The following is a 21,060-nucleotide window of genomic DNA, read 5'->3' as shown; positions in this document are numbered from 1 at the left end:
AATGTATTTGTTGGTAAATGGTTGGTTTACCCGCACAACTTGTTCGAATGTGTACGGGTAAACAAAATAATATTTCGTTTACTGTGGGTGAGACGTTGTTAGCTTGTTACGTGCTCTGATTTCGCTACGTGATAATAAGTAGTAGGCAGGCAGCGTGAGTAACACGGCATCAAAAACCTCAATCGTGGTGATAGTGATCCAGCCTTGATTTGACGCCATTGAGGTAGAAACGCCAATAAGCCATGCGATGATGGCACGTATATTCAAGCTTTGGTTGTGGGTAAGGTGTTGCAGGGTGTATTTTTCACCGCGCCTAACGATGAAAAAATCCACCACGTAAATGGCGGCGACTGGGGTGAATATGATGGATAAACCAAACAAGAAATTGGTGAAGTTGTCCAGTAGATCAAATGACGCGACCACGGTGCCTAAGACGCCTGCGGCGACGATGCATTGCCACTCTTTACATTTAGGGAACACGGCAATAATGCCTAGGCCACAACTGTAAAGGTTGATTACATTGGTGACGCAGCAAGAAATAAGCAATAAAAAGAATGCCAAACCGCCTAAACCCAGCACCAGCATCACAGATAGAATGTCGCTATCGGCCACAACAATGCCCGCAAAAGCCGCAACAACGTATACAAAAGAGTTGATCAGCAAGAAAGGCAGAAAAGATGCGTAAACGGTATCGATGGGTTTAGCGGCATAGCGGCTGAAATCTGGCATGAGTACCACACTCACAATAAAGCTACCGACGACCGCTGAAACCCCTTCGCCAAAGGTCAGTGAGCCGCTCATTATTTCGGGGGTAGGGTTGGTTTGGGCATAGCCAAAGCTCTGTACCAATAAATACACCACAATCGCAAATAAAATAGGCACCAATAGATTGGTGATGCGCTCTATGGTTTTAAAACCCCATATGGTTATCACTGTTATCAGCACACCAAATAGCGTTTCAAGCTGCCATGCCTCTGGGGCAGAATCAGTGTATTTAAGTAAAAGCTGCTGGCTAACTTGGCTGAATAAATCGACATTAATGCCATACCAACCGAGCAAAGACACCACAAACGCAAAGTTAATGACGTTCGCCCCGGATGTACCAAACACAAATTTAATCGTCATGCAGGATGAAAAACGATTATGCATGCCAACAAGCCCAGTGACTGTGCCTAAAATAGCCAGTGCTAAACCACCCAGCAGAAAGGCGAAAATCGATTGCGCTAATCCCAATGCATCACCCAGTTGTATACCTGTTATAAGCCCCGGCACGGCAAACGCCAGCCCGCCATTTATCATACCTATCCCAATGCCACTGACTGTCTCGCTTTGGGGCACGGGCGTTGTAGCATAATCGTTCAAAGAGGTTGCAGTTGCAGCGCTGTGTTTATCTGACATGTTTGAGTAACCTATAAAAGACAGCCCCTGATTGGGGCTGTTAAAAATGTTTAGCTGTGGCTCTAGGGATGCTAAACAGGTTTGCGCTAAAAGCGGTATGCAGCTTCAATCCCGTAAGTGCGAGGTTTATTAGGCTGGCGAGCAAACTCTGTAACACCATCGTCTAATATAAAAATGTCCTCGATCGCACGTTCATCGGTTAAGTTATTCACAAACAATTGAATTGTCCATTGTTCGCTGCGTAATCCTAGGTTGGCATTGATGAAGCGGTACTGAGACGAACGAATTTGCGGCTGGGTAATGTCGAATGACTTAGGCCCTTCCACTTGCAGTGACGCGCTTGAGGTGAGTGACCAAGTATCGTTTAGCTCAGTCAGGTAGTTGGCCGACAATGCTAAGTTGTAGTCAGGCACCCACACCATGGTTTCTCCCTCAAGCGAAGGCTGGCGTGAGAACGCTTTAATTTCAGAATCAATCAGGCCTGCGCTGAAGCGAATATCCAAGTTCTGTGTCGCTGCCACGCCAAGTTCAAGCTCAACTCCGCGGGTTTCAACACGATCAATGGCGAGGTTTTCAAGTGTAAAAGTGCGTACATTGAATTGCGTGACTTGCGCATCATCTTGGTCGATCGCAAACGCAGCACCGTTTAAGGTCACCGAGTTTTCAAACAAGGTGGCTTTAAAGCCACCTTCAACGCTGTCTGATACTTCTTTGTTGAATGTACGGCTTATGCCCTCTGCTGGCTCATTGAATCCACCGCTGCGAAAGCCTTTAGAGTAACTTGAATAAACCAAAAAATTTGGCATTGCTTGGTAAGCAAGGGTGACCTTTGGCTGCGACTGGCTAAAGGTTTTTTGCGCGAAGGTGTCATCAGCAAAATTAGGAGCAAACGACTCGCGTTTGTCTTGATCAAAACGTAAGGCAGTGGTCAATTCCAGTTTGTCGGTAATGTCATAGTTTACTTGGCCAGAAATAGCCCACGCTTTGCTGCTGTTGTTGTCGGCAATAACTAAGTACTTCTCTTCGTCAGTGAAGTCGCTGCGGTTACGGGGAGCGTCGCCGGCAAAATCATCAAAAAAGCTCACAACTGTGTCCCGTTGCCTGTCTTGATAAAACAAAGATACCGCCCAGCGTAAATGTTGCTGATTTTGCGAGGTGAAGCGGCTTTCAACCGTAAATGATTCTACGTCTGACTCACCCGCAGTGCCAAAAGGAGCGCGAAATAAGTCCGCTTCATCGATAAAAGTGGCATCAGCAGAGTAGTCGCCGTCGTAGAAATGATCGTTCTTGGATTGACTGTAAGCTGTGATGAAATCAAAGGTACCCAATGCGTAATCCTGTGACAGTTTGGCACTTATCTCGAACACATCGCGCTCGTCGCGGTTTGCTATGTTTTGCGAGGTGTCGATGGAAAAATCTTCGATGGTGTCAGCGGTCACACCTTGATAATACGCAAATCCAGCCGTGCTGGTGGTGTATCTGCTTTTAATGTTTAAGCGGGTGTCATCGAATATATCAAATTGCAATTGTCCAAAGACTGAGTCCTCATCTAAGGCATCGGCCTCCTCGTCTAAAAACGCGTTATCGATTAAGCCGTCACTGCTTTTGGTATAACCGCCTACTCTAAAATAGGCGCTGTCTTCTTCGTTCAACGAACCGGATAGTACACCGCTTAGATGATAGGCATTCCCATTACTGTAGGACCCTTTTACACTGCCTTCTAAGTCTTCAATGGGTTGTTTTGTGGTGATTAACACTGCACCGCCCACGGCTCCGCGGCCATATAAAGCACCTTGGGCGCCGCGCATCACTTCAATGCGCTCAACGTCTACTAAATCTTGGTTGATAAATTCAATATCAGATGCGGTGACGCCATCCACCACGAAAGCAAGCGGGGGATCGCCCACTTGAGGTGTGATCAAGCCACGAATAGTGATGCGCGATAGACCTGGGCGGAAATTATCTAATTGCGTTAGGTTAGGTGTTAGGTTTGCTACATCTCTGAAATTAGCAATTCGTGCGCTTTGTATCATATCGGATGAAAACGCGGTAACTGAATCAGGCACCGATTGAATGGACTCTGTTCGACCACGAGCAGAAATAGAGATAATTTCTAGATCATTTGTTTGAGCTTGTATCGAGGCGCGGGTGTCAGTAACTTGAGCGTAAGCATGGGGAACAAGCGATAGACTAACGCATAGGGCAAGGGTAGATTGCATGAAGGGCTTTACTTTTTTGTGCATATTAACGCCTCAGTGGGAGTTCATTTTTTATATTGAGCCGTTCCAACGCTGCTCAAATTTTGAGTCGTTTAAGTTTCCACAATTGGAACAAAATAATATTTTGTTGTGCGTGCTCGTTTCAGGCATTATTTTTTGAACCCTTTACCATAAACGCTAGATTTTGTTTGAACAGCCTTTATCAGCCAGGATAAAAGGCAACCATCAGGTAGTGAAATGAAAAAAACGATTAAAATCGATAGTTACAACCGAAAAATTCTAGCAACACTGCACCTGCAAGCTGATTTAACCAATATAGAGTTATCAGAAATCGTTAACTTATCGCCAAGTGCCTGTTTTCAAAGAGTGAAGGCTCTCAAAGATGCCGGCTATTTTAGAGCTGCTCATGCTGACGTGAACTTAGATCAGTTATGTGAGCATGTGTTGGCCTATATTGAATTCACCTTTGACAATAACACTGCTGCCACTCGCAGACGCTTCGCCGCCGTCATCGAGAACATGCCTCACATCATGGATTGCATGCAGCTCAGTGGAGACGTGGATTATATTTCCTTGAGTTGTTTCCCAGATATTAAAGCGCTCAACGCAGCGTGCACCGAATTAAGTGATAACCCTGAATTGTCGATCAAACACATTAAAACCCGCATCGTATTAGACAGAGCCAAGTGGTTTTTGGGGTATCCGTTGGCGCACCTTAAATGGATTGATGAAAGCCCTGAGTTTTAGCAGGAGCGTGTGATGGAATTTACGCACTCATCAAATCATTAATGATGACGATATATAGTGAAAGATGAAAATAGTTTGTACTGGGGTAAACTCAGCGCAAACAATAATAATATTGAATAAGCATAGACTAAGTGGAATAACCTTTGGCTATAAAAACAGGGCAAGACGTTGGTTAATATAAAAAAACTCAGTTCAAAAGTAATGGGTGTATTGATGGTTTTTGTGGCAGTACTCGGCCTCATCGCTGCACTGACTATCAACAATCTTAGTTCTCATGTAGACCAATATAGCGACTTACTGGAGCGAGAAGTAAAAGCAGCGCTGTTAATTGATACGGTGAATCTCACTTTTAAGCGACAAGTGCAAGAGTGGAAAAACGTACTTCTGAGGGGGAAAGATAGCCAAAAACGTGAAAAATATTGGAATAGCTTCAGTGCACGGCACAAAGAAATTGAGCAGCAGCTGAATACCTTGAAGAGCATAGATGTCAGTCCACAAGTGCGCGAGCAGTTAAACGACTTTGCTTCAGTGCATTCAACTTTATACGACAAATACCGGTTGGGCTATCAAGCCTTTATTAATGCAGGTTATGACCCATACGTTGGCGATAAAGCTGTGGCAGGTATTGACCGAGCACCGACTAAATTGCTTGAAACCCTCAGTGCGCAAATAAGCAGCCAAGTAATATCGCAAAACCAATCCAAGAATAGCCAAGTTAGGCGCTCTTTATGGTGGGGAAGTGTCAGTTTAATTTCAACCATAGTGCTTGGCTTCGCCCTACTGTTGTGGAGTTTAAAAGCATTAGTGACTTCGCCTTTACGTAAATTAAGTGAGCATATTCATGATGTTAGTCAAGGCCGGCTTGCATCTCCTTTAATGTTTGAACGCCAAGATGAAATTGGCCAAATGGCTCAGTCAGTAGAAACATTGCGCGTAGACCTGTTAGAGATCCATTCAGGGCTTGGCGCAACACAACAAGATTTAGACAGAGTCTGTTTTAGTTTAGTCGACAGCGCTGGCGCCATCAGCCAGGGGGTTACGGAGCAAAATCACGGCACGGCCAGTGTGCAAGAAGCGGTGGATCAACTGTCGCAAGTGGCGCAAGTTATTGAGCAGCATGTTCATCATGCCGCAGATTCAGCGACAACAGCGAGTCGCTCAGCGGTCACCAGTATTGATGTTATGCAGCAAACCATTGAGACCATTTCTGGCTCGTCTAAGCAGATTGAAGACACCGCAAAAGTGATTTCAGCGTTAAACGAAGACGCGCGAAAAATAGGTACCGTATTAGACGTTATTCAAGGCATTGCTGAGCAAACCAACTTATTAGCACTCAATGCTGCCATAGAAGCCGCGCGAGCCGGGGAGCATGGTCGTGGCTTCGCTGTCGTGGCCGATGAGGTCCGTACACTTGCGGCTAAAACTCAGCAATCTACAGAAGAAATTCAGCAGATGATCGCAAATGTGCAGCAAGGCACCAGTGATGCGGTAAATGCGATTAGCCAAGGGCAAGACCAAACAAAATTCAGTGTTGATAAGGTGCTTGAAGCCGATGGTAATTTGAAAGGAGTGACCAACGCAATTGAAGATATTGCAGCAGTGAATCAACATATCGTTGAAGCGATTGCCCAACAAAGCATCGTGACACAAGACATACTGCGCCATTTGAATGAGCTAAGCCAAATAGCGAAACTCAATGGTGAGCATGCCCAATCGTGCGATGAAGATAACCTGACCTTGATGGATGTCAAAGATCGGATGGCTGGCATCATTAAGAAGTTCGTGCAATAGCCCTAAGCTTAAAAGCAGCACTAAGCTTATAAGTCGCCCTAAGCTTAAAAGCAGCCTTGAGCTGATAAACAGCCCGAGCCTAAAAATAGCCTTGAGCCAATACACAGCCTTGAGCCGATAAATCACGAGGGAACGCCCCAGCGACTTTGCTCTGCGTTCTCACTATTTGAAAGGGAACAAGCATTACGACATTGCGACGCCTTAATAAAAACCGCTGGACGCACTCTGAGGCGGGCACTGATTAATGCGGATGGGGATTATTGCCTCGAAATGCAATTGGTGGTTGATCCTCTATCCACTTTAAAAACGTGATAAAATTTAAGTAAATCAAATAACGCATGCAGCTTTTATATTACCCTAGGCTGCTTCATTTTCTTCCCGAGACCCACTTATGCTCAAAAAAATTATGCTACTGGTCGTCCAAGGCTTGTTAGCTGTGGTGCCTATAACATTGACTGTTTATGCATTGTATTGGCTGGTAACAACCGTGGAGTTGGCGTTAACGCCGATCATACCTGCTCAATGGTACTTCCCAGGCATGGGGTTAGTGACAGGCATTGTGTTGTTGTTTTTCGCAGGTTTATTAGTCAACGCTTATGTGGTTAAAGTACTACTGCATTGGGGCGAGCGGGTTTTCGAGCGCATTCCATTGGTAAAAACTTTTTATGGCGCCATTCAAGATGCCGTAAACCTAATCAATGTGGGTAAGCAACAAAAGATGCAAAGCGTTGTGTCGGTACAAATTAGCGACAGTATTGATTTAATTGGTTTTGTGACCAATGCCGAAGGTGGAAAAACGTTATTTAACGATGCGCAAAAAGTCGGCGTTTACATTCCTCTTAGTTACCAAATAGGTGGCTATACCTTATATATAGACAAAACTAAAGTAACCCCACTGGATATAGACGTAGAAACTGCTATGCGTATTGCGCTCACTGGTGGCAGCCAATCCAAGAACGAAAACGGATTTAAAAAGCAAAAACTCCCTCAATAATGACATCTCTACTGGTTGCTTTTTGTACTAAAGGTTTGGGTGGTTAACGGAGTGTCTGTAAAAGCAGGCATTTCATGTCAATTTTAGCCATTTTTAGGTAAATAAACCTCTCTGATTTCAGCCCCCGTAAGAATTGCACACCCGATGCAATAATTTCCCACAGTTCTGAAAGGCGCGGCTGCGCTGGTGATACACCATTTATTGTAACTTATTGGCATATATGGTTTTTCTTATTATTTACCGCGCTGGCACAGCCATTGCTTTTACTTAGTCAAGGATGCAAATAAACACCTATGCATTTGCGAGAACCTTCTCATTGGATTTAGGCACAGCGCAAAACGTTAACCTAAACCCAAAGGTGTGAACTTAGCCACTCGGTTAAACGACCTAACAACGTAAGGGGAAAATCATGGAAAATGCAAAAACAACGACAGCGAATACTAACTCAAAAACGGATTCGCCAGTTTCGAAAAAAGCGCAAGAAGCATTGCACGACTCTGTAGATGCAGTAGCAGATAAAGCGTCTAAAGCGGAACGTTCTGTGCGCGACACAGCACAGCGCTCTGCGGAATCTCTGGGTGAAGCGCAAGAGAAAATGGTCAAACAGTGGAACGGTTCACAAGTGCGTAAATTCGCTACTGAAAACCCAATCGCCACCGTAGGCATTGCGTTTACCGCCGGTATGCTAATCACTTCGCTGTTGCGTAAGCGCTAAGCAAATGGACATGCCTAACCCGGATAAGCCTCGCACTGCTGAAGAAGACAGCCAACAGCACGGTGAACTTATAAAGGAAATCATCGGGGCCGCTACGGATGCAGGCAAACGCTACCAGCGACAGCTATCGCTAGCCAAGACCTTAGCCGGGCGTGAGTGGAAACTCTCTGCCCGAGCCATGGTGTTGGTGTTGACTGGTGTGCTGCTACTAACGGCAGTCAGTGCAACTTTGTGGATCACTCTAAACGCTATGTTAGCGCTGGGGCTTATCCAACTTAATGTGCATTGGGTGTGGGTGGGCAGCGGCGTGATTTTACTGAATGCCGCGGTAGCCTTGGGCATAGTAATGACCATTAAAGCGCTGCTTAAGCACGTGAGTTTATCCCGGGCATGGGACGCATTGACATTGTCAGGCACGAAGGCTTCAAAGGCTAAGTCAGATGACAATAAATCGGCCCAGAGTATGAATACTAAGCACCATTTTCAGCATTAATCGCGACCTAGATAGGGGCGCTCAAGGAGGCAGATGATGTCAACTGACAGTAATTTTGGTCACTCTATCAGCCGACTCTTATTAGGTCGACGGTTAACCGATGTTGAAAGAGCAACGTCAGATGCGTTTGAAAATCAGCAGATGATTTTAGCGCGTAAGGAACAGGTTGCTAGTGCGACCAAAGAATTTTGCAGATTGCCATTAACACCTGTAGGGGCGTTTGCTGCAGGTGCTGCAGTGGGCATGACAGGCTCTAAGCCCGCATCGGTGCCACTGATAATGCGCATCGTTAGCCTAGTTAATCTGGCTTAAAAACAGTTTTTTAGGAGTCACTCAACTCACCTAAGGCAATATTCCTCTGCCGCTTTTCGGTGACTCCTTTTTTATTCCTTGTGTGAGCTGGCTTGCCATCACTATTAGTGGGCGAGCCAGTTCCGATGTAGAATAGTTCACCTGCAACATGTTAAACGGCCGACGGTCAAGTGCACGGCCGGATCGGAATCCATACCATGATAGATAACATCATTTCCTATCTAACAAGCTAACCTGACTAGACTTCTGTGTTTGGGGCAAGAGCAGCCGCGGGCATGCGAAGCTTGAAAGCGTCAAACGAAAACGGCGGCTCAAGTTGGCCGCCGTTTGTTGTATGAAAGTTCTGCTTACTCGTTTTAAAGTGAGCCGATTACGCCTTCTCTGCGCTTATCTGCTGCACCTTCTAGGCTGCCATCAGGCTGGCGCATAATCACACTTAAACCTGAATTCTCACCTTTTGATGCATCAACATCGAAGCCCATGTCTTTCATGGCTGAGATAAGTGAATCGGGCGCAACGTCTTTTTCTAAACGCACGGTTTTGCCTCTGGCAACCATGTTTGGTAAGTCAACTGCGGCTTGTGGACTTAGGTCCCACTCGAACACGCCAACCAAGGTTTTCACTGTGTAAGCGATGATGTTGTTGCCGCCAGGAGAGCCGGTTGCTAACAAGAACTCACCGTTTTTGTCCAGCACGATGGAAGGTGACATAGATGAGCGCGGGCGTTTATTTGCCGCTACAGCATTGACGATAGCATTGCCGTTTTTATCATGGTGCTGAAACGAGAAATCCGTTAACTGATTGTTCAAAAACATACCGCCTACCATGCGCGTGGTACCGAAGATACTTTCAACGGTTGCCGTCATAGACACCACATCGCCTTTGGTATCCACAATGACGAAGTGGGTCGTGCCGTGTACATCTCGGGTCGCGTCAATACCGGCTGTTGTATTTCTGGGTGTGTCGTTATACGCCCAAGGGTCGCCTACTGCGTAAGTCTCAGGGGTTGCCTTATCAGAGATCAAGGTGGCTCGTTTTGCCAAATACGCTTTATTCAACATGCCGGTTATGGGCATATCGATAAAGTTAGGGTCGGCAATAAATTGGTCTCTGTCGGCATAGGCCAACTGTTGAGCTTGAGCCAAAACAGCCCAATTTTTCGGATCTGTGGGGCCAGCAGCACTCGGGCGCGGGCCGTTTTCTAAAATACCCATGATCATGCCTACAGCCAACCATGAAGACGGTGGCGGTGCGCCACAAATTTGCGTATCACGGTAATCCTGACACAGTGCGGTGCGCTTAACCGGCTGATAAGCTGCGATATCTTCAGCCGTTAACGAGCCCGCTCTTGGCTGCTGCTGCACCATGGCAGCAATCTTTTTAGCAATATCACCGTGGTAAAAGTCGCTTGGGTCGTTAGCGATGATCGCTAGTGTTTTCGCGTACTCAGGGTTTTTTAATAAATAACCCGTTGGATGAGGCTGGCCGGCGTCATCAAAAAAATAATTGTGCGCATCTAACGGGCCTTGGTCACGGGAGCTGGGGATATATTTACCAAATCGTTCGAGCATGCCGTGCAATCGAGGAGATATTTCAAAACCATCGGTAGCGAGTTTACTGGCATAGCTGAACAAGCTACTCCACTCTAAGGTACCTTGGTCTTTATGGGCCATGGATAACATGGCGACGATGCCAGGTACGCCGGTGGATAAGCCGCTAGTTTTTGCATCGATATACGACATTGAATCGCCGTTCTCAAGCATGAACATATCAGGCTTAGCACCACTTGGTGCACTCTCACGGCCATCGTAAACTGCGATTGATTTTGTTTCGTTGTCGTAATGCACCATAAATGCACCGCCGGCTAGGCCAGAGCTTTGCGGCTCAACGAGACTCAATACTGATTCAATGGCGATAGCCGCGTCGACCGCTGAACCACCAGCGCGCAATACTTCTAATCCTGCGGCTGTAGCGTGGGGGTTAGCAGTGACCACCATGGCCTGCTGTTGAGGCAGTGCTGCTCTTATTTCTGTTTGGTTCTCCGCTGAGCTACAACCCCAAAGGCTGACGGATAACACCCCGAAGGCGAGTATATGAAACTTCATTGATTGTTCCCGATAGTTAAAATTTGATAGACAAATGACAGTGAAATTAAAGAGGCGAGAATCACTTTTGAAACGTTTCAAAATGCGCAGTACACCCAAAAGGCGATACTCATAAGATGTATCACCTAGTATTTTTCTATCACAAAAAAGCCCTTGCTGACAATGGGCTTACAAAAATCAAACCTAATTAATCCCCGAACACACAAATTAGCGTTTCATTTTGGACATGAGCAGCAAAAAACGCCTTTCGCATTGTCGATTTGTCTTATGCTGGAGTTCAGGATAATGTCAGCTCATTTAGACTTGAGGAATCATTTTATTATGTCGATTATGCACTTATATATTTACGACCATTGCCCATACTGTGTTATGGCACGTATGCCTTTTGCTATGAAAAACGTATCTGTCGAACTAACCGTGTTACCTAGCGACGATGAAGCAACACCGATAGCCATGATAGGCGTTAAAGCATGCCCAATTTTGAAAAAGCCTGATGGTAGCTTTATGCCTGAAAGCATGGATATAGTCAGCTATATTGACCAACTTGACGGCAGCCCGATATTTTCACCCTCAGCGAATCGAGCAGACGTATCGGCTTGGTTGAAAGACGTCAACTTATTAATGAAGCAACTACTTTACCCAAGGTGGGTAACCTCACCAGTGAAGGAGTTTCAAACACAAAGTGCGATAGATTATTTCACTCACAAAAAAACCAAGGAACTTGGCTCTTTTGCTGAGGCATTGGCCAATAGCAAATCACTCATCAAAGCATTTGAAGATAAGTTAGGGGAGTTGGCGCACATGTTACACAGCGAAACAGGTGTGAATGAGCAGCTTTCTATTGACGATATAACCTTATTTGGCCGATTACGGGGCATCACCTTAATTAAAGGGCTAACAATACCGCCAAAAGTAGGCGCCTATCTAGATTACTTTTCAACAACCTGTAAAATTCCTCTGTTTTACGATGTCGCGCAATAAAAGAACGTAATAGCGCGGCGCACTAACAAAGCGCCATACAACATCTAGCTCAGCGCTTCTGATACTTCATATAAAAACCTTATTGGTAAGAGGATTATTTTTTGCATCATGTAATATCCAAGGCCGCGCTGTTCGCACTGAGTCTTTTGGCTTTGAGTAGCTGCTTCAATATGCCAATGGCCTCCCCAAAAAATATTTGTCACATCATTTACGATGCCGGTAGTAGCGGCACTCGTTTGTTTGTATACGAAGAATCAGGTACAAATTTAATCGCCCATAGTGGCCCAAAAGTGCGGGCTATTGCCGACCCATTGCGCGGCATTAACGAAAGCCAAGTGACGGATATCGATAGCATTGTGAGTGACGTTATCAGTACATTAGATTTAATCAAAAGTGATGGCGACCTACATAAAGGAAAACCCCGATGGGTAGGATTCGACTGGGTGAATCAATGCAATGTTGTATCAGCAAGAATATATGCCACGGCTGGTATGCGTATTGCGGAACAATCTAATCCCGAAGGTAGCCTCATCATGTGGCAAACCTTAACGCAAAAGTTAGCTGAAAAATTTGGCTCAGAGGTGTTAATTGAAACGAAAACAGTCACTGGATTCGAAGAGGGATTGTTTGCTTGGTTAAGTGTGCAAGACACATATATCGCAACCGATTTCGGGATTGTTGATATGGGCGGCGCCTCATCACAGGTGACGTTTGCCTGCCCAGATTGCTCACTTGCTGATGATGCGGTTAAGAAAGTGAGGTTAAATGGCAAACCCATACAGATATACAGTTATTCTTATCTGGGCTTGGGTCAAGATGAAGCCCCTAAGTCACTGACCTCTCCGGTTATTGATCCTGTGCCTAAAAATTGTGCTTTTGGGATAGGGGCGACGCAAAAAGAGTGGAGTGTCGCGGATTGTGCTGATGATATTTTACTTACTATTGACGGTACTAGTTCAGAGATAAAAGACCCATATAATTACTCATGGCCTAGAAAAAAAGGGACAACAAGGTCAAAAGGAGCAACGAATACGCTACCGGATCCTCAGAAAAACATCCCTAAATGGACGTTAACCGGAGCATTTAACTATAAAAAAGAAACAGACATCAACCAATGCTGTTTCAATAAAAGTCATGCATGCTATAAAGCGCAAACAGCCTGTTTTATCCCGATTTATTTAGATAAATATTTGCAGACCCTTAATATTTCGCCAGCTCAAACCACTACAAAAGATGTGAGCTGGACACGAGGCGCTGTATTGTGTGAAATCGAAAACTGCTTAGCGGACGTAGCGACGCCGCCGGTATGTCGCTGGATGGCCTCTGGCTGCTTACGTCACTGATAAAGCACAAACCATGCGCCGTACCTTCTTTATTTTTGATAGGATCCATCGCAACCTAGACTCGATTTTCAAATTTGATGAGCCAAGCATTCATATTACGTGATTACCAAACGCAAGCGGTTGATGCCGCCCTAGCGCATTTTCGGCAAAGCGATGACCCCGCAGTGATTGTATTGCCGACGGGGGCAGGCAAAAGTTTGGTTATTGCCGAGTTGAGTCGATTAGCAAAAGGCCGTGTTATCTGCCTTGCTCATGTCAAAGAGTTAGTGGAGCAAAATCACGCTAAGTTTCTTGCTACCGGCTCGTCGGCAGGACTCTTTTCAGCTGGCTTAGGCCAAAAAGACAGCAACCTGAAAACGACCTTCGCTAGTATTCAGTCGCTGTCTGCAAACTTAGAGGCTTTTGACGCTCCTGCTAGCTTAATTATTATTGATGAATGTCACCGAGTAGGGCTAGCAGACAGCGCTCAATACAATAAAACCCTGGAACATTTTCGCCGTTTAAATCCAAAGGTAAAAATGCTTGGCTTAACCGCTACTCCTTATCGACTAGGCAGTGGTTGGATTTATCAGCATCACTACCATGGTTATACACGGCCCTCAGCCCAATCTTTTTTCAAAAAATGTATTTTTGAGCTTCCTTTGCAATACATGGTCAAAAACCATTATTTAACGCCGCCCATTCATTATGATGCCGCCGTTGCTCATTATGATTTTAGTTTGCTAACAGAAAGTTTGGACGGCGAGCAAAATACCGATGACATCGCATTAAATGAACTCATTGATAAACACCCTAGAGTGACTAAGGCCGTGACCGAGCAAATACTACAGCTTAGTCAGGACCGCCAAGGCGTCATGATTTTTGCCGCCACTATCGATCACGCAAAAGAAATTTGCGGTTACTTACCCCCACAGCAAACCGCCTTAATCACCGGCACCACAAAAATAAAGCAACGTGACACGCTCATCGCTGCCTTTAAAGCTAAACACATTAAGTACTTAGTGAATGTATCTGTATTAACCACAGGCTTTGATGCGCCCCACGTAGACGTGATTGCCATTTTGCGGCCCACACAATCGATCAGTTTATTTCAACAAATTGTCGGGCGCGGCTTGCGCCTAAGCCCAGGCAAAAAGGACTGCTTAGTGTTGGATTACACCAATAATGGTTACGATATTTTTCAGCCTGAAATTGGCGAAAAAAAGCCAACGCCAGATTCTGTTGCCGTGCAAGTACATTGCCCACAATGCGGTTTTGCTAATGCATTTTGGGGGAGAAAAGACGCAGAGGGTCACATACTTGAGCATTTTGGTCGCCGCTGCCAAGGCTTGATTGAAAGCCCTGACGCCTCTGATAGCCCAAACACCGTCGATGGCCCACAACTCACAATGCAATGCAGCTATCGCTTTCGCTTTAAACACTGCCCCTATTGCAATCAGGAGAACGACATTGCTGCCAGACAATGCCATCACTGCAATGAGAAGCTCATCGACCCTGACGACATATTGAGAAAGGCGTTAAATTTAAATAATAATAAAGTGCTACGCTGCGCCGCCATAACGCCTGTGATCAACCAGGCGGACAAGAGCATAAAAATCACCTACCACGATGAAGATGGTCTAACACTATCAGAAACCTTTCGCTTCAATTATAAAAAAGCGCGACAACGCTTTAATGATTTATTCGCCCGAAGATTAGCCAGCGCCACCCAGTCAATTCATTTCGAATCCATTGAAGAGTTGCAACCGTTTTTGCCCTATCTACCAACACCTGACTTTGTGATCGCCAAAAAGCAAAAACACCACTGGCAAGTCACCGAACGATTATTTGATTACCAAGGGCCATATCGCAAGGCCAATGCCCTTGGCTAGCGCACTTTTTTGCGCTAGCCACAGGCGCTAGCATTTAAACTGAAGCAGGTTCCTTCGGCGATGGTTTAGCCGCTTCATGGGCTGATAACGCGGAGCCGCTGCGAATGTATTGCACTACCGCCAGTAAAATCACCAAACTAGAGAAAACCAATGCATAACGCAGTGATTCACTACCGTATTCAGGGGCAAAATAGTCGCTGACTACGCCGGTGACAACAGGGCCACAACCCAAACCGACAATGTTGAGAATAAAGAACAAAATTGCCGAGGTTGTTGCACGCATCGACGGTTTAACCAAATGATGGGAAATCGCAATCGTGGGGCCAAGGTAACAAGAGCCAAATACATTGCTGATAAAGATGCACACCAACACCAAGGTCAACGAGTCCAGGCTCAATGCCAGTAGACTAAAGGGCACAGAAAGCAGCACGCCAATGGCAGGGACCCACATGTACCAACGCAAATTCATCTTGCCGAATTTGTCGGCTAGAAAACCGCCGCTGAGTGCACCAATGACGCCAGAGAAACCAATAATAAGGCCAAGAGAAACGCCCACTTCCGCGATGCTCATACCGTGACTACGAATTAAGAACGAAGGGATAAAGGTTAAGGTAGAGTAACCGGTAAACGCACAGAAACCGGCAGCAAAGGCCGCTTTACGAAACGGTTTAGACTTCCACAAGAACCCCAATGTTTGCTTAAAGGTGTACTTTTCGCCCACGTTCGGGTCAGAGACCATGCCTGAACCGCCACGGGGCGGCTCTTTCAAGGTTAAGCGCACGACAACGGCCATTAATATACCGGGCAAGCCCACGGCAAAAAACGCCATACGCCATCCGATTTTATCTGCCAACCAGCCGCCTAACAGCAAGCCCACCAAAATCCCCAGATACAAGCCCATGCTGTAAATAGACATGGCCGCACCGCGTTCTTCAGGCGCATAGTAATCTGAAATCATTGAATGAGAAGGCGGGCTCGCACCAGCTTCGCCAATGCCGACGCCAATTCGGGCCAGTAGTAATTGGGTATAGTTTTGCGCCAAGCCTGACACCGCGGTCATACCGCTCCATACGACTAGGGCTAAGCTGACAATATTGCGCCGATTACCCACATCAGCCCAGCGAGCGATAGGAATACCTACCACCACATAGAACAAAGCAAACGCAAAACCAGTTAATAGACCTAGCTGGGTATCAGATAACCCCAGCTCCGCTTTAATCGGCTCTTGCAGGATGACCAAAATTTGGCGATCAACAAAATTGAAGATATAAACCAAGGTAAGAATAAACAGGACATAGCGTCGATAACTGCGTGTTTCCGCATTCATAGAACATTCTCAAAAGAGTATTGGCTAATAGGAAAATCGAGTATGCCGACTAAATATTATCCGCTCAAGCATCAGCAATGGGCGTGAGGGTGCTCACTGGGCACCACACAAAACCCCACATTCTTTACAAGTCAGTAACAATGCGGTTACTGGGTGGTTACAACTTGAAGGCTCAGCATCTATTTTTATTATGAATAAACAATTATACCCAGTGGGTTTTGTTTTTAAGGAGCATGCACTTCGTTTATTTATACGCTGTGCGCACTGAGTATGCGCGTCGCTTATTTATACGCTGTGCGCACTGAGCATGCGCGTTGCTTACTTATGCGCTGCGCTTATTTATGGCCTTCGGCCACGGGGCATTTGCTTTGCTCACCATGCGCTGCGCTTATTTATGGCCTTCGGCCACACAGCACAGCTTCGCTGTTTACACACTGCGTGTGCTAAGCAATCGCTTCGCTCATTTATGTGCTGCGCACACCAAGCATTCGCGTTGCTTACTTATGCGCTGCGCTTATTTATGGCCTTCGGCCACACAGCACAGCTTCGCTGTTTACACACTGCGTGTGCTAAGCAATCGCTTCGCTCACTTATGTGCTGCGCACACCAAGCATTCGCGTTGCTCACCATGCGCTTCGCTTATCGTCATCCATGACGAGTATGACTCTCGTCCCTACGAGCCAGTAACTTCTTTTCAACAGCCAAAAGAAGTCACCAAGAAAGGCCGATCTCCAGCCAATTTTTTGATCCATATTTTTGATTGGCTTCAATGCCAGACCGGCGAAAGGAAACATCCATGTAAAGCGTTTCGCCTTGTCCAGACGTCCCTGTCTGGACATCTGACAAGCCAATTACAAAGATGGAAAATTGGAGTCGTGGAAAAGCCAAAGCATGCGCTGCGCTTACTAAGATTACGCTTCGCTAAACCATAAGAACTAGTGATAAAGAGCACCACCTAAAGCTGCTTTCTGCACAGATTTGTCACTATTTCCGGTTAACAGCAAGATCTTGGAGGTTTTCCGTATTGCTACAAGCGCATGTTTAATGAATGGAAAAAATTTAACCTGTACAACAAGTTACGGTGTATGCTAAAAAAGACAGATAAGGAAAGGCGGAAAAATGCCGTGATTAATACGCGGATGCAATCGCGGAATTTTTCCGGCTATTAATATCGTTATGTTTACATCACCTAAGGAGTATTTATGAAATCAAGGGATTTATATACTAGGCACGATCTTATCGCTAGCAATTATACTGTTACAGAGCTTTCAAATGGCAAGTTTTTACATAAATTTACTCCAAGTACTACAGATACCATTTATCAATTTGAAGCCAATGGCAGCCTCATAATTGTTGAAGGTGAGAGGTACAACATTGGTTTCTTTATCGATGAAAATAATAACAATATAATAGAGTTATCTGCGTTATCAAAAACATCAGAAGTTAGCCCTATGTTTAGCTATGCGTATTCCCTTCAGTTAGCACGTGAAGATCATATTGTTGAAAAAGAAAAAAATGATACAAGAGTTACACATAATGCCACTGATGGTTATTATTGGGGGAAAAAATATGCGTGGAGAATGTTCGGGACAGTTATCTCTGACAATGCATTCTTCAGATACCTAAAAGAAATAAATCATCCTACAGTTCCTTGTGTAACTAATAACCCTGACATGCCATATTCAAGTGATCCTTCAACAGCGTATAAAGAGGAAGGCTTAGAAGATGCTATGAGAAACTTAATATCAACAGCGGAAAAAGTCACACCTGCTTACTTTAAGTCTCCTCTTTATTCAAAGAAGTTTTCTATTAAAGGCATTAAAGCTATCACAGATAAAAAGTAAACATAACAAGTTGCTCAAACAGAAAAATAACAGTTGGCCATCGCTTCGCGATTATAGCAAACGATTCTTATCGGCTTAGTAAAGCGTTACATTACACTGAAATATGGAGTCTCCTAGTTACATGGAAATAATTAAGTCCGTTCAGATTAGAAAATTTCGTTCATTAAAGTCAGTAACCAAAAATTTGGAGTTTTCAGACCTTAATATTTTTGTAGGACAAAATGACCAAGGGAAATCGAACTTGTTGAGAGCATTAAATCTTTTCTTCAACAATGAAACGGATTTAGATACTCGCTTTAGATTTTCAGAGGATTACTGTTATCACTCAAATACTGGCAAGGGTACCAGAAATGAAATTAGGATAGATTTAGTTATTGAACCACCTAAAAGACGCTTTAAGCATGCAAAGCCGTTAAGATGGACAAAACGGTGGAGAAAAGATGGATCTATCATTGAAGAAAGAAAATATATAGAAAGTGGTAATGAAGTACCTTCTAGGGATGGCGTGTCACAGTGGTTAGATAAAATTAGATATAGGTATATTCCTGCGATAAAGGGACAAAATTATTTTTTAGCTTTAATGGGGGAACTTTACGATGTACTGAATGAAGCTTACGCAGATATTTTATCTACGCAAGGTGAAGAGTTCATAAGTGGAATCCAGAATATAACTAAAGGCATAACTGAAGATTTATCTGAACAAATTGGGATTTCAAATACAATTCAAGTTCCCTCAGACTTTAAGCAGTTATTTTCTAATCTAGATTTTGGTGTTCGAGTAAGTGGTAATACTTACCACTTAAAGCAACGCGGTGATGGAATAAAAATTAGACATATACCAGTGATTTTAAAATATATGTCAGAACAAGAACGAAGTATTTCAAGAGCGGGTTATGTTAAGCCTGACACTATTTGGGGTTTTGAGGAACCTGAAAATAATCTAGAGTTAAGATACGCCTTTGAGTTAGCTAAAACCTTTAAGGAGTACTCAAAAGATATTCAAATTTTTATTACAACACATTCGCCTGCATTTTATGCACTTGATAAAACTGATGGTGATAACGTAAATACGTTTTACATTTCACAAGGTGAAGATAACTGTACTCAGGTTGATGTTGTTTCGCATGATAAAACTAATGAACTTCATGAAAGTATGGGATTGCTTCCAATTATCACTCCTTATTTGACTAAAATATATGAGCATCAAAGCGAAATTGAAAACTTAAAGTCTAAGTTAATTCAACTTGAAGATAGTATACGCTTTGTTGTTTTAACAGAGGATGAAAAACATGAACATGTTATTTCATATTTTAAAGCGCAAGGTTGCAATGAAGAAGTAACTGAGTTTTACTCTTACCTCGGTGCCAATCAAATAAGCTCGGCGCTCATTCTAGGCCAATATTTAAAAGATAAAAAACCTGATATACATGTAATTATTCATAGAGATAGAGATTATTATAATGATAAAGATATAGAATCTATGAGAAATAGAGTCGAAAAAAAAGGTTTTACTTTTTTCGTTACTAAAGGTGTGGATTTAGAGTCAGAGTATATCTGTCCGAAACATATTAATGCTTTATATCAAGAAATTTCATTAGAGAAGGCTGAAACACTAATCCATAGTGCAACCCTGGGGGATCCCCTCATAGAATTGGTCTCCCTTCTTTGTGAACCCAGGTAATATATTGGGCGATAGCCCATGTCATTTGAGCTGAGTTCATCCTGTAATCTTTTGCCCTTTTCCTGACTTCTCTGCCTAGCCTAATGATAGATAACACGCGCCGATGACGGATGGTGTTAGCTTGAAATGCTCTTTCCCAATTTTGTTTTTGAGCAATGATACCGAGTAACCGTAATAGCCATTCTGCGAGCATCGCTATCAGCAGTAATATGTCGAATCGTTTGGTACAGCGACTGTTGCTGTGGCGCAGTCCCATTCCGTATTGAGGGCTTTTAATATCGCGGAAGGTTTCTTCTATTTGCATCCGTCTTGCGTAAAGGGAAACCAGCTGTTTTGAGTTAAGTTTATCGTTCTCGGGAAGGTTAGTGGCGAGTAGCCAAGGCTCTTTGCTACCGGCACGATAGCTTTGCTGGGCGGTGTGGTTTCGACCTGCCTTTGAAGAACGGTTGTCCTTTCGATGTTTGGCCTTTGCTTTGTACAAATGCAGGTGTGCATGAAGCGGGCTTTTACGCCCTAATTGCCCACACCCAAGGTATTTGGCCCGAGAATTTGCACTGGGATAAAACGACTTATTACTTTGCCATGATGCTTGCCCATCACGCTTAAATCCCACATCACCGCGCACTCGGCCTAGCCAGAACCATCCATGCTTTTCGACTTCACGAAACCAAGGGTTACGATAGCCTGCATCGGTCACAATCAACGGGCAACAACCCGACGGCAGGATACTCGCCAACTCCCGTAAAAACGGATTATGACTAACAGGTGAATTGTATTCACCGAATGAAAATACGCGCTCATAAAGCGTGACAGAGCGCCCCTGAACACTGACCGATGCACGTAAGGTTAAATGCCTGAGCTGCTCACGCACATCAGACCAATCCACAAGAACAACCGGCATGGGGTTAGCACCGCAAAGCAAGCGAGCGTGCCAACGGTAGATGTCGAGCCGTTCATTATGTAGGTTGTTATTACCAAGCAGCCTGTCGATGCGTTTAATGTTGTGTTTCGGGGCCACGGAGCCTGAGATATTGCGTCCTAATTCGGTCAACGACAGTTGCTGACCATCTAGCAAAGATTGTGTGGCAACCATCAAAGAGGAAAGGCGTTTTGCATGTAGATTAGGACATTGTTTTTTAAGCAAATCGTGTAAGATATGAATATCACGCATGGTGTTGTTATCTAGTTGGTTTTTGGCGAAATTTATTAGATCAAATGGCGCTATGCGTGTCTATATTA

16 protein-coding genes are annotated in these 21,060 nt (G+C 44.6%); 11 read left to right on the top strand and 5 right to left on the bottom strand.

Annotation, left to right across the window (positions count from 1 at the left end; genetic code table 11):
- Window positions 1-78 precede the first annotated feature (78 nt).
- Complete coding sequence (locus PATL_RS17765; RefSeq protein WP_011576197.1) at window positions 79-1,398, bottom strand: purine-cytosine permease family protein; 1,320 nt, start codon at window positions 1,396-1,398, stop codon at window positions 79-81.
- Window positions 1,399-1,484: 86 nt separating this feature from the next.
- Window positions 1,485-3,641, bottom strand: coding sequence for a TonB-dependent receptor (locus tag PATL_RS17760; protein ID WP_011576196.1), 2,157 nt, complete (start codon window positions 3,639-3,641; stop codon window positions 1,485-1,487).
- Window positions 3,642-3,854: 213 nt separating this feature from the next.
- On the opposite strand from PATL_RS17760, the gene PATL_RS17755 reads away from it, so the two are divergent.
- The 6 genes from PATL_RS17755 (at window position 3,855) to PATL_RS17730 (ending at window position 8,669) form a co-directional block, all read left to right on the top strand.
- Window positions 3,855-4,364: an Lrp/AsnC family transcriptional regulator gene (locus PATL_RS17755; RefSeq protein WP_011576195.1), complete on the top strand. Its 510-nt coding sequence runs from the start codon at window positions 3,855-3,857 to the stop codon at window positions 4,362-4,364.
- A gap of 168 nt (window positions 4,365-4,532) precedes the next feature.
- The gene (locus PATL_RS17750; protein ID WP_232283250.1) at window positions 4,533-6,155 is read left to right on the top strand and encodes a methyl-accepting chemotaxis protein; all 1,623 of its coding nucleotides are present in this window, start codon (window positions 4,533-4,535) and stop codon (window positions 6,153-6,155) included.
- Between the two features lie 391 nt (window positions 6,156-6,546).
- Window positions 6,547-7,149, top strand: coding sequence for a DUF502 domain-containing protein (locus PATL_RS17745; protein WP_011576193.1), 603 nt, complete (start codon window positions 6,547-6,549; stop codon window positions 7,147-7,149).
- Between the two features lie 409 nt (window positions 7,150-7,558).
- Window positions 7,559-7,864, top strand: a complete 306-nt coding sequence (locus tag PATL_RS17740) for a DUF883 family protein (protein ID WP_011576192.1) — start codon at window positions 7,559-7,561, stop codon at window positions 7,862-7,864.
- Between the two features lie 10 nt (window positions 7,865-7,874).
- A complete protein-coding gene (locus PATL_RS17735) occupies window positions 7,875-8,357 on the top strand; it encodes a hypothetical protein (protein WP_232283249.1) in 483 nt (160 codons plus the stop codon).
- Window positions 8,358-8,390: 33 nt separating this feature from the next.
- Complete coding sequence (locus tag PATL_RS17730; protein ID WP_011576190.1) at window positions 8,391-8,669, top strand: hypothetical protein; 279 nt, start codon at window positions 8,391-8,393, stop codon at window positions 8,667-8,669.
- A gap of 356 nt (window positions 8,670-9,025) precedes the next feature.
- On the opposite strand, the gene PATL_RS17725 is transcribed toward PATL_RS17730, so the two are convergent.
- On the bottom strand, window positions 9,026-10,774 hold the full coding sequence (locus tag PATL_RS17725) for a gamma-glutamyltransferase family protein (RefSeq protein ID WP_011576189.1): 1,749 nt from the start codon (window positions 10,772-10,774) through the stop codon (window positions 9,026-9,028).
- 321 nt (window positions 10,775-11,095) lie between these two features.
- On the opposite strand from PATL_RS17725, the gene grxB reads away from it, so the two are divergent.
- The 3 genes from grxB to PATL_RS17710 all read left to right on the top strand — a co-directional run bounded on the left by grxB (window position 11,096) and on the right by PATL_RS17710 (window position 14,969).
- On the top strand, window positions 11,096-11,755 hold the full coding sequence (grxB, locus tag PATL_RS17720; protein ID WP_049765967.1) for a glutaredoxin 2: 660 nt from the start codon (window positions 11,096-11,098) through the stop codon (window positions 11,753-11,755).
- 101 nt (window positions 11,756-11,856) lie between these two features.
- The gene (locus PATL_RS17715; RefSeq protein ID WP_232283248.1) at window positions 11,857-13,098 is read left to right on the top strand and encodes a nucleoside phosphatase; all 1,242 of its coding nucleotides are present in this window, start codon (window positions 11,857-11,859) and stop codon (window positions 13,096-13,098) included.
- A 77-nt stretch (window positions 13,099-13,175) separates the two neighbouring features.
- A complete protein-coding gene (locus tag PATL_RS17710; protein ID WP_011576186.1) occupies window positions 13,176-14,969 on the top strand; it encodes a DEAD/DEAH box helicase in 1,794 nt (597 codons plus the stop codon).
- 34 nt (window positions 14,970-15,003) lie between these two features.
- On the opposite strand, the gene PATL_RS17705 is transcribed toward PATL_RS17710, so the two are convergent.
- Window positions 15,004-16,296 (bottom strand): spinster family MFS transporter, encoded by a 1,293-nt coding sequence (locus PATL_RS17705; RefSeq protein WP_011576185.1) that lies wholly within the window; start codon window positions 16,294-16,296, stop codon window positions 15,004-15,006.
- Between the two features lie 1,202 nt (window positions 16,297-17,498).
- Between PATL_RS17705 and PATL_RS17695 the strand changes: the two genes are divergently transcribed.
- Both PATL_RS17695 and PATL_RS17690 read left to right on the top strand, forming a co-directional pair.
- A complete protein-coding gene (locus PATL_RS17695) occupies window positions 17,499-18,140 on the top strand; it encodes a hypothetical protein (protein ID WP_011576183.1) in 642 nt (213 codons plus the stop codon).
- 121 nt (window positions 18,141-18,261) lie between these two features.
- The gene (locus PATL_RS17690; protein WP_011576182.1) at window positions 18,262-19,821 is read left to right on the top strand and encodes an ATP-dependent nuclease; all 1,560 of its coding nucleotides are present in this window, start codon (window positions 18,262-18,264) and stop codon (window positions 19,819-19,821) included.
- Here the strand turns inward: PATL_RS17690 and PATL_RS17685 are convergent.
- Window positions 19,784-20,992, bottom strand: coding sequence for an IS4-like element ISPat1 family transposase (locus PATL_RS17685; RefSeq protein ID WP_011575376.1), 1,209 nt, complete (start codon window positions 20,990-20,992; stop codon window positions 19,784-19,786). The two genes, PATL_RS17690 and PATL_RS17685, sit on opposite strands and share 38 nt — an antisense overlap.
- Window positions 20,993-21,060: the final 68 nt, after the last annotated feature.

The sequence above is a fragment of the Paraglaciecola sp. T6c genome, from assembly GCF_000014225.1.
Taxonomy (GTDB): domain Bacteria; phylum Pseudomonadota; class Gammaproteobacteria; order Enterobacterales; family Alteromonadaceae; genus Paraglaciecola; species Paraglaciecola atlantica_A.
Note: the sequence above shows the minus strand (reverse complement) of the source record. Positions and strands in the feature narration are given on the sequence as shown.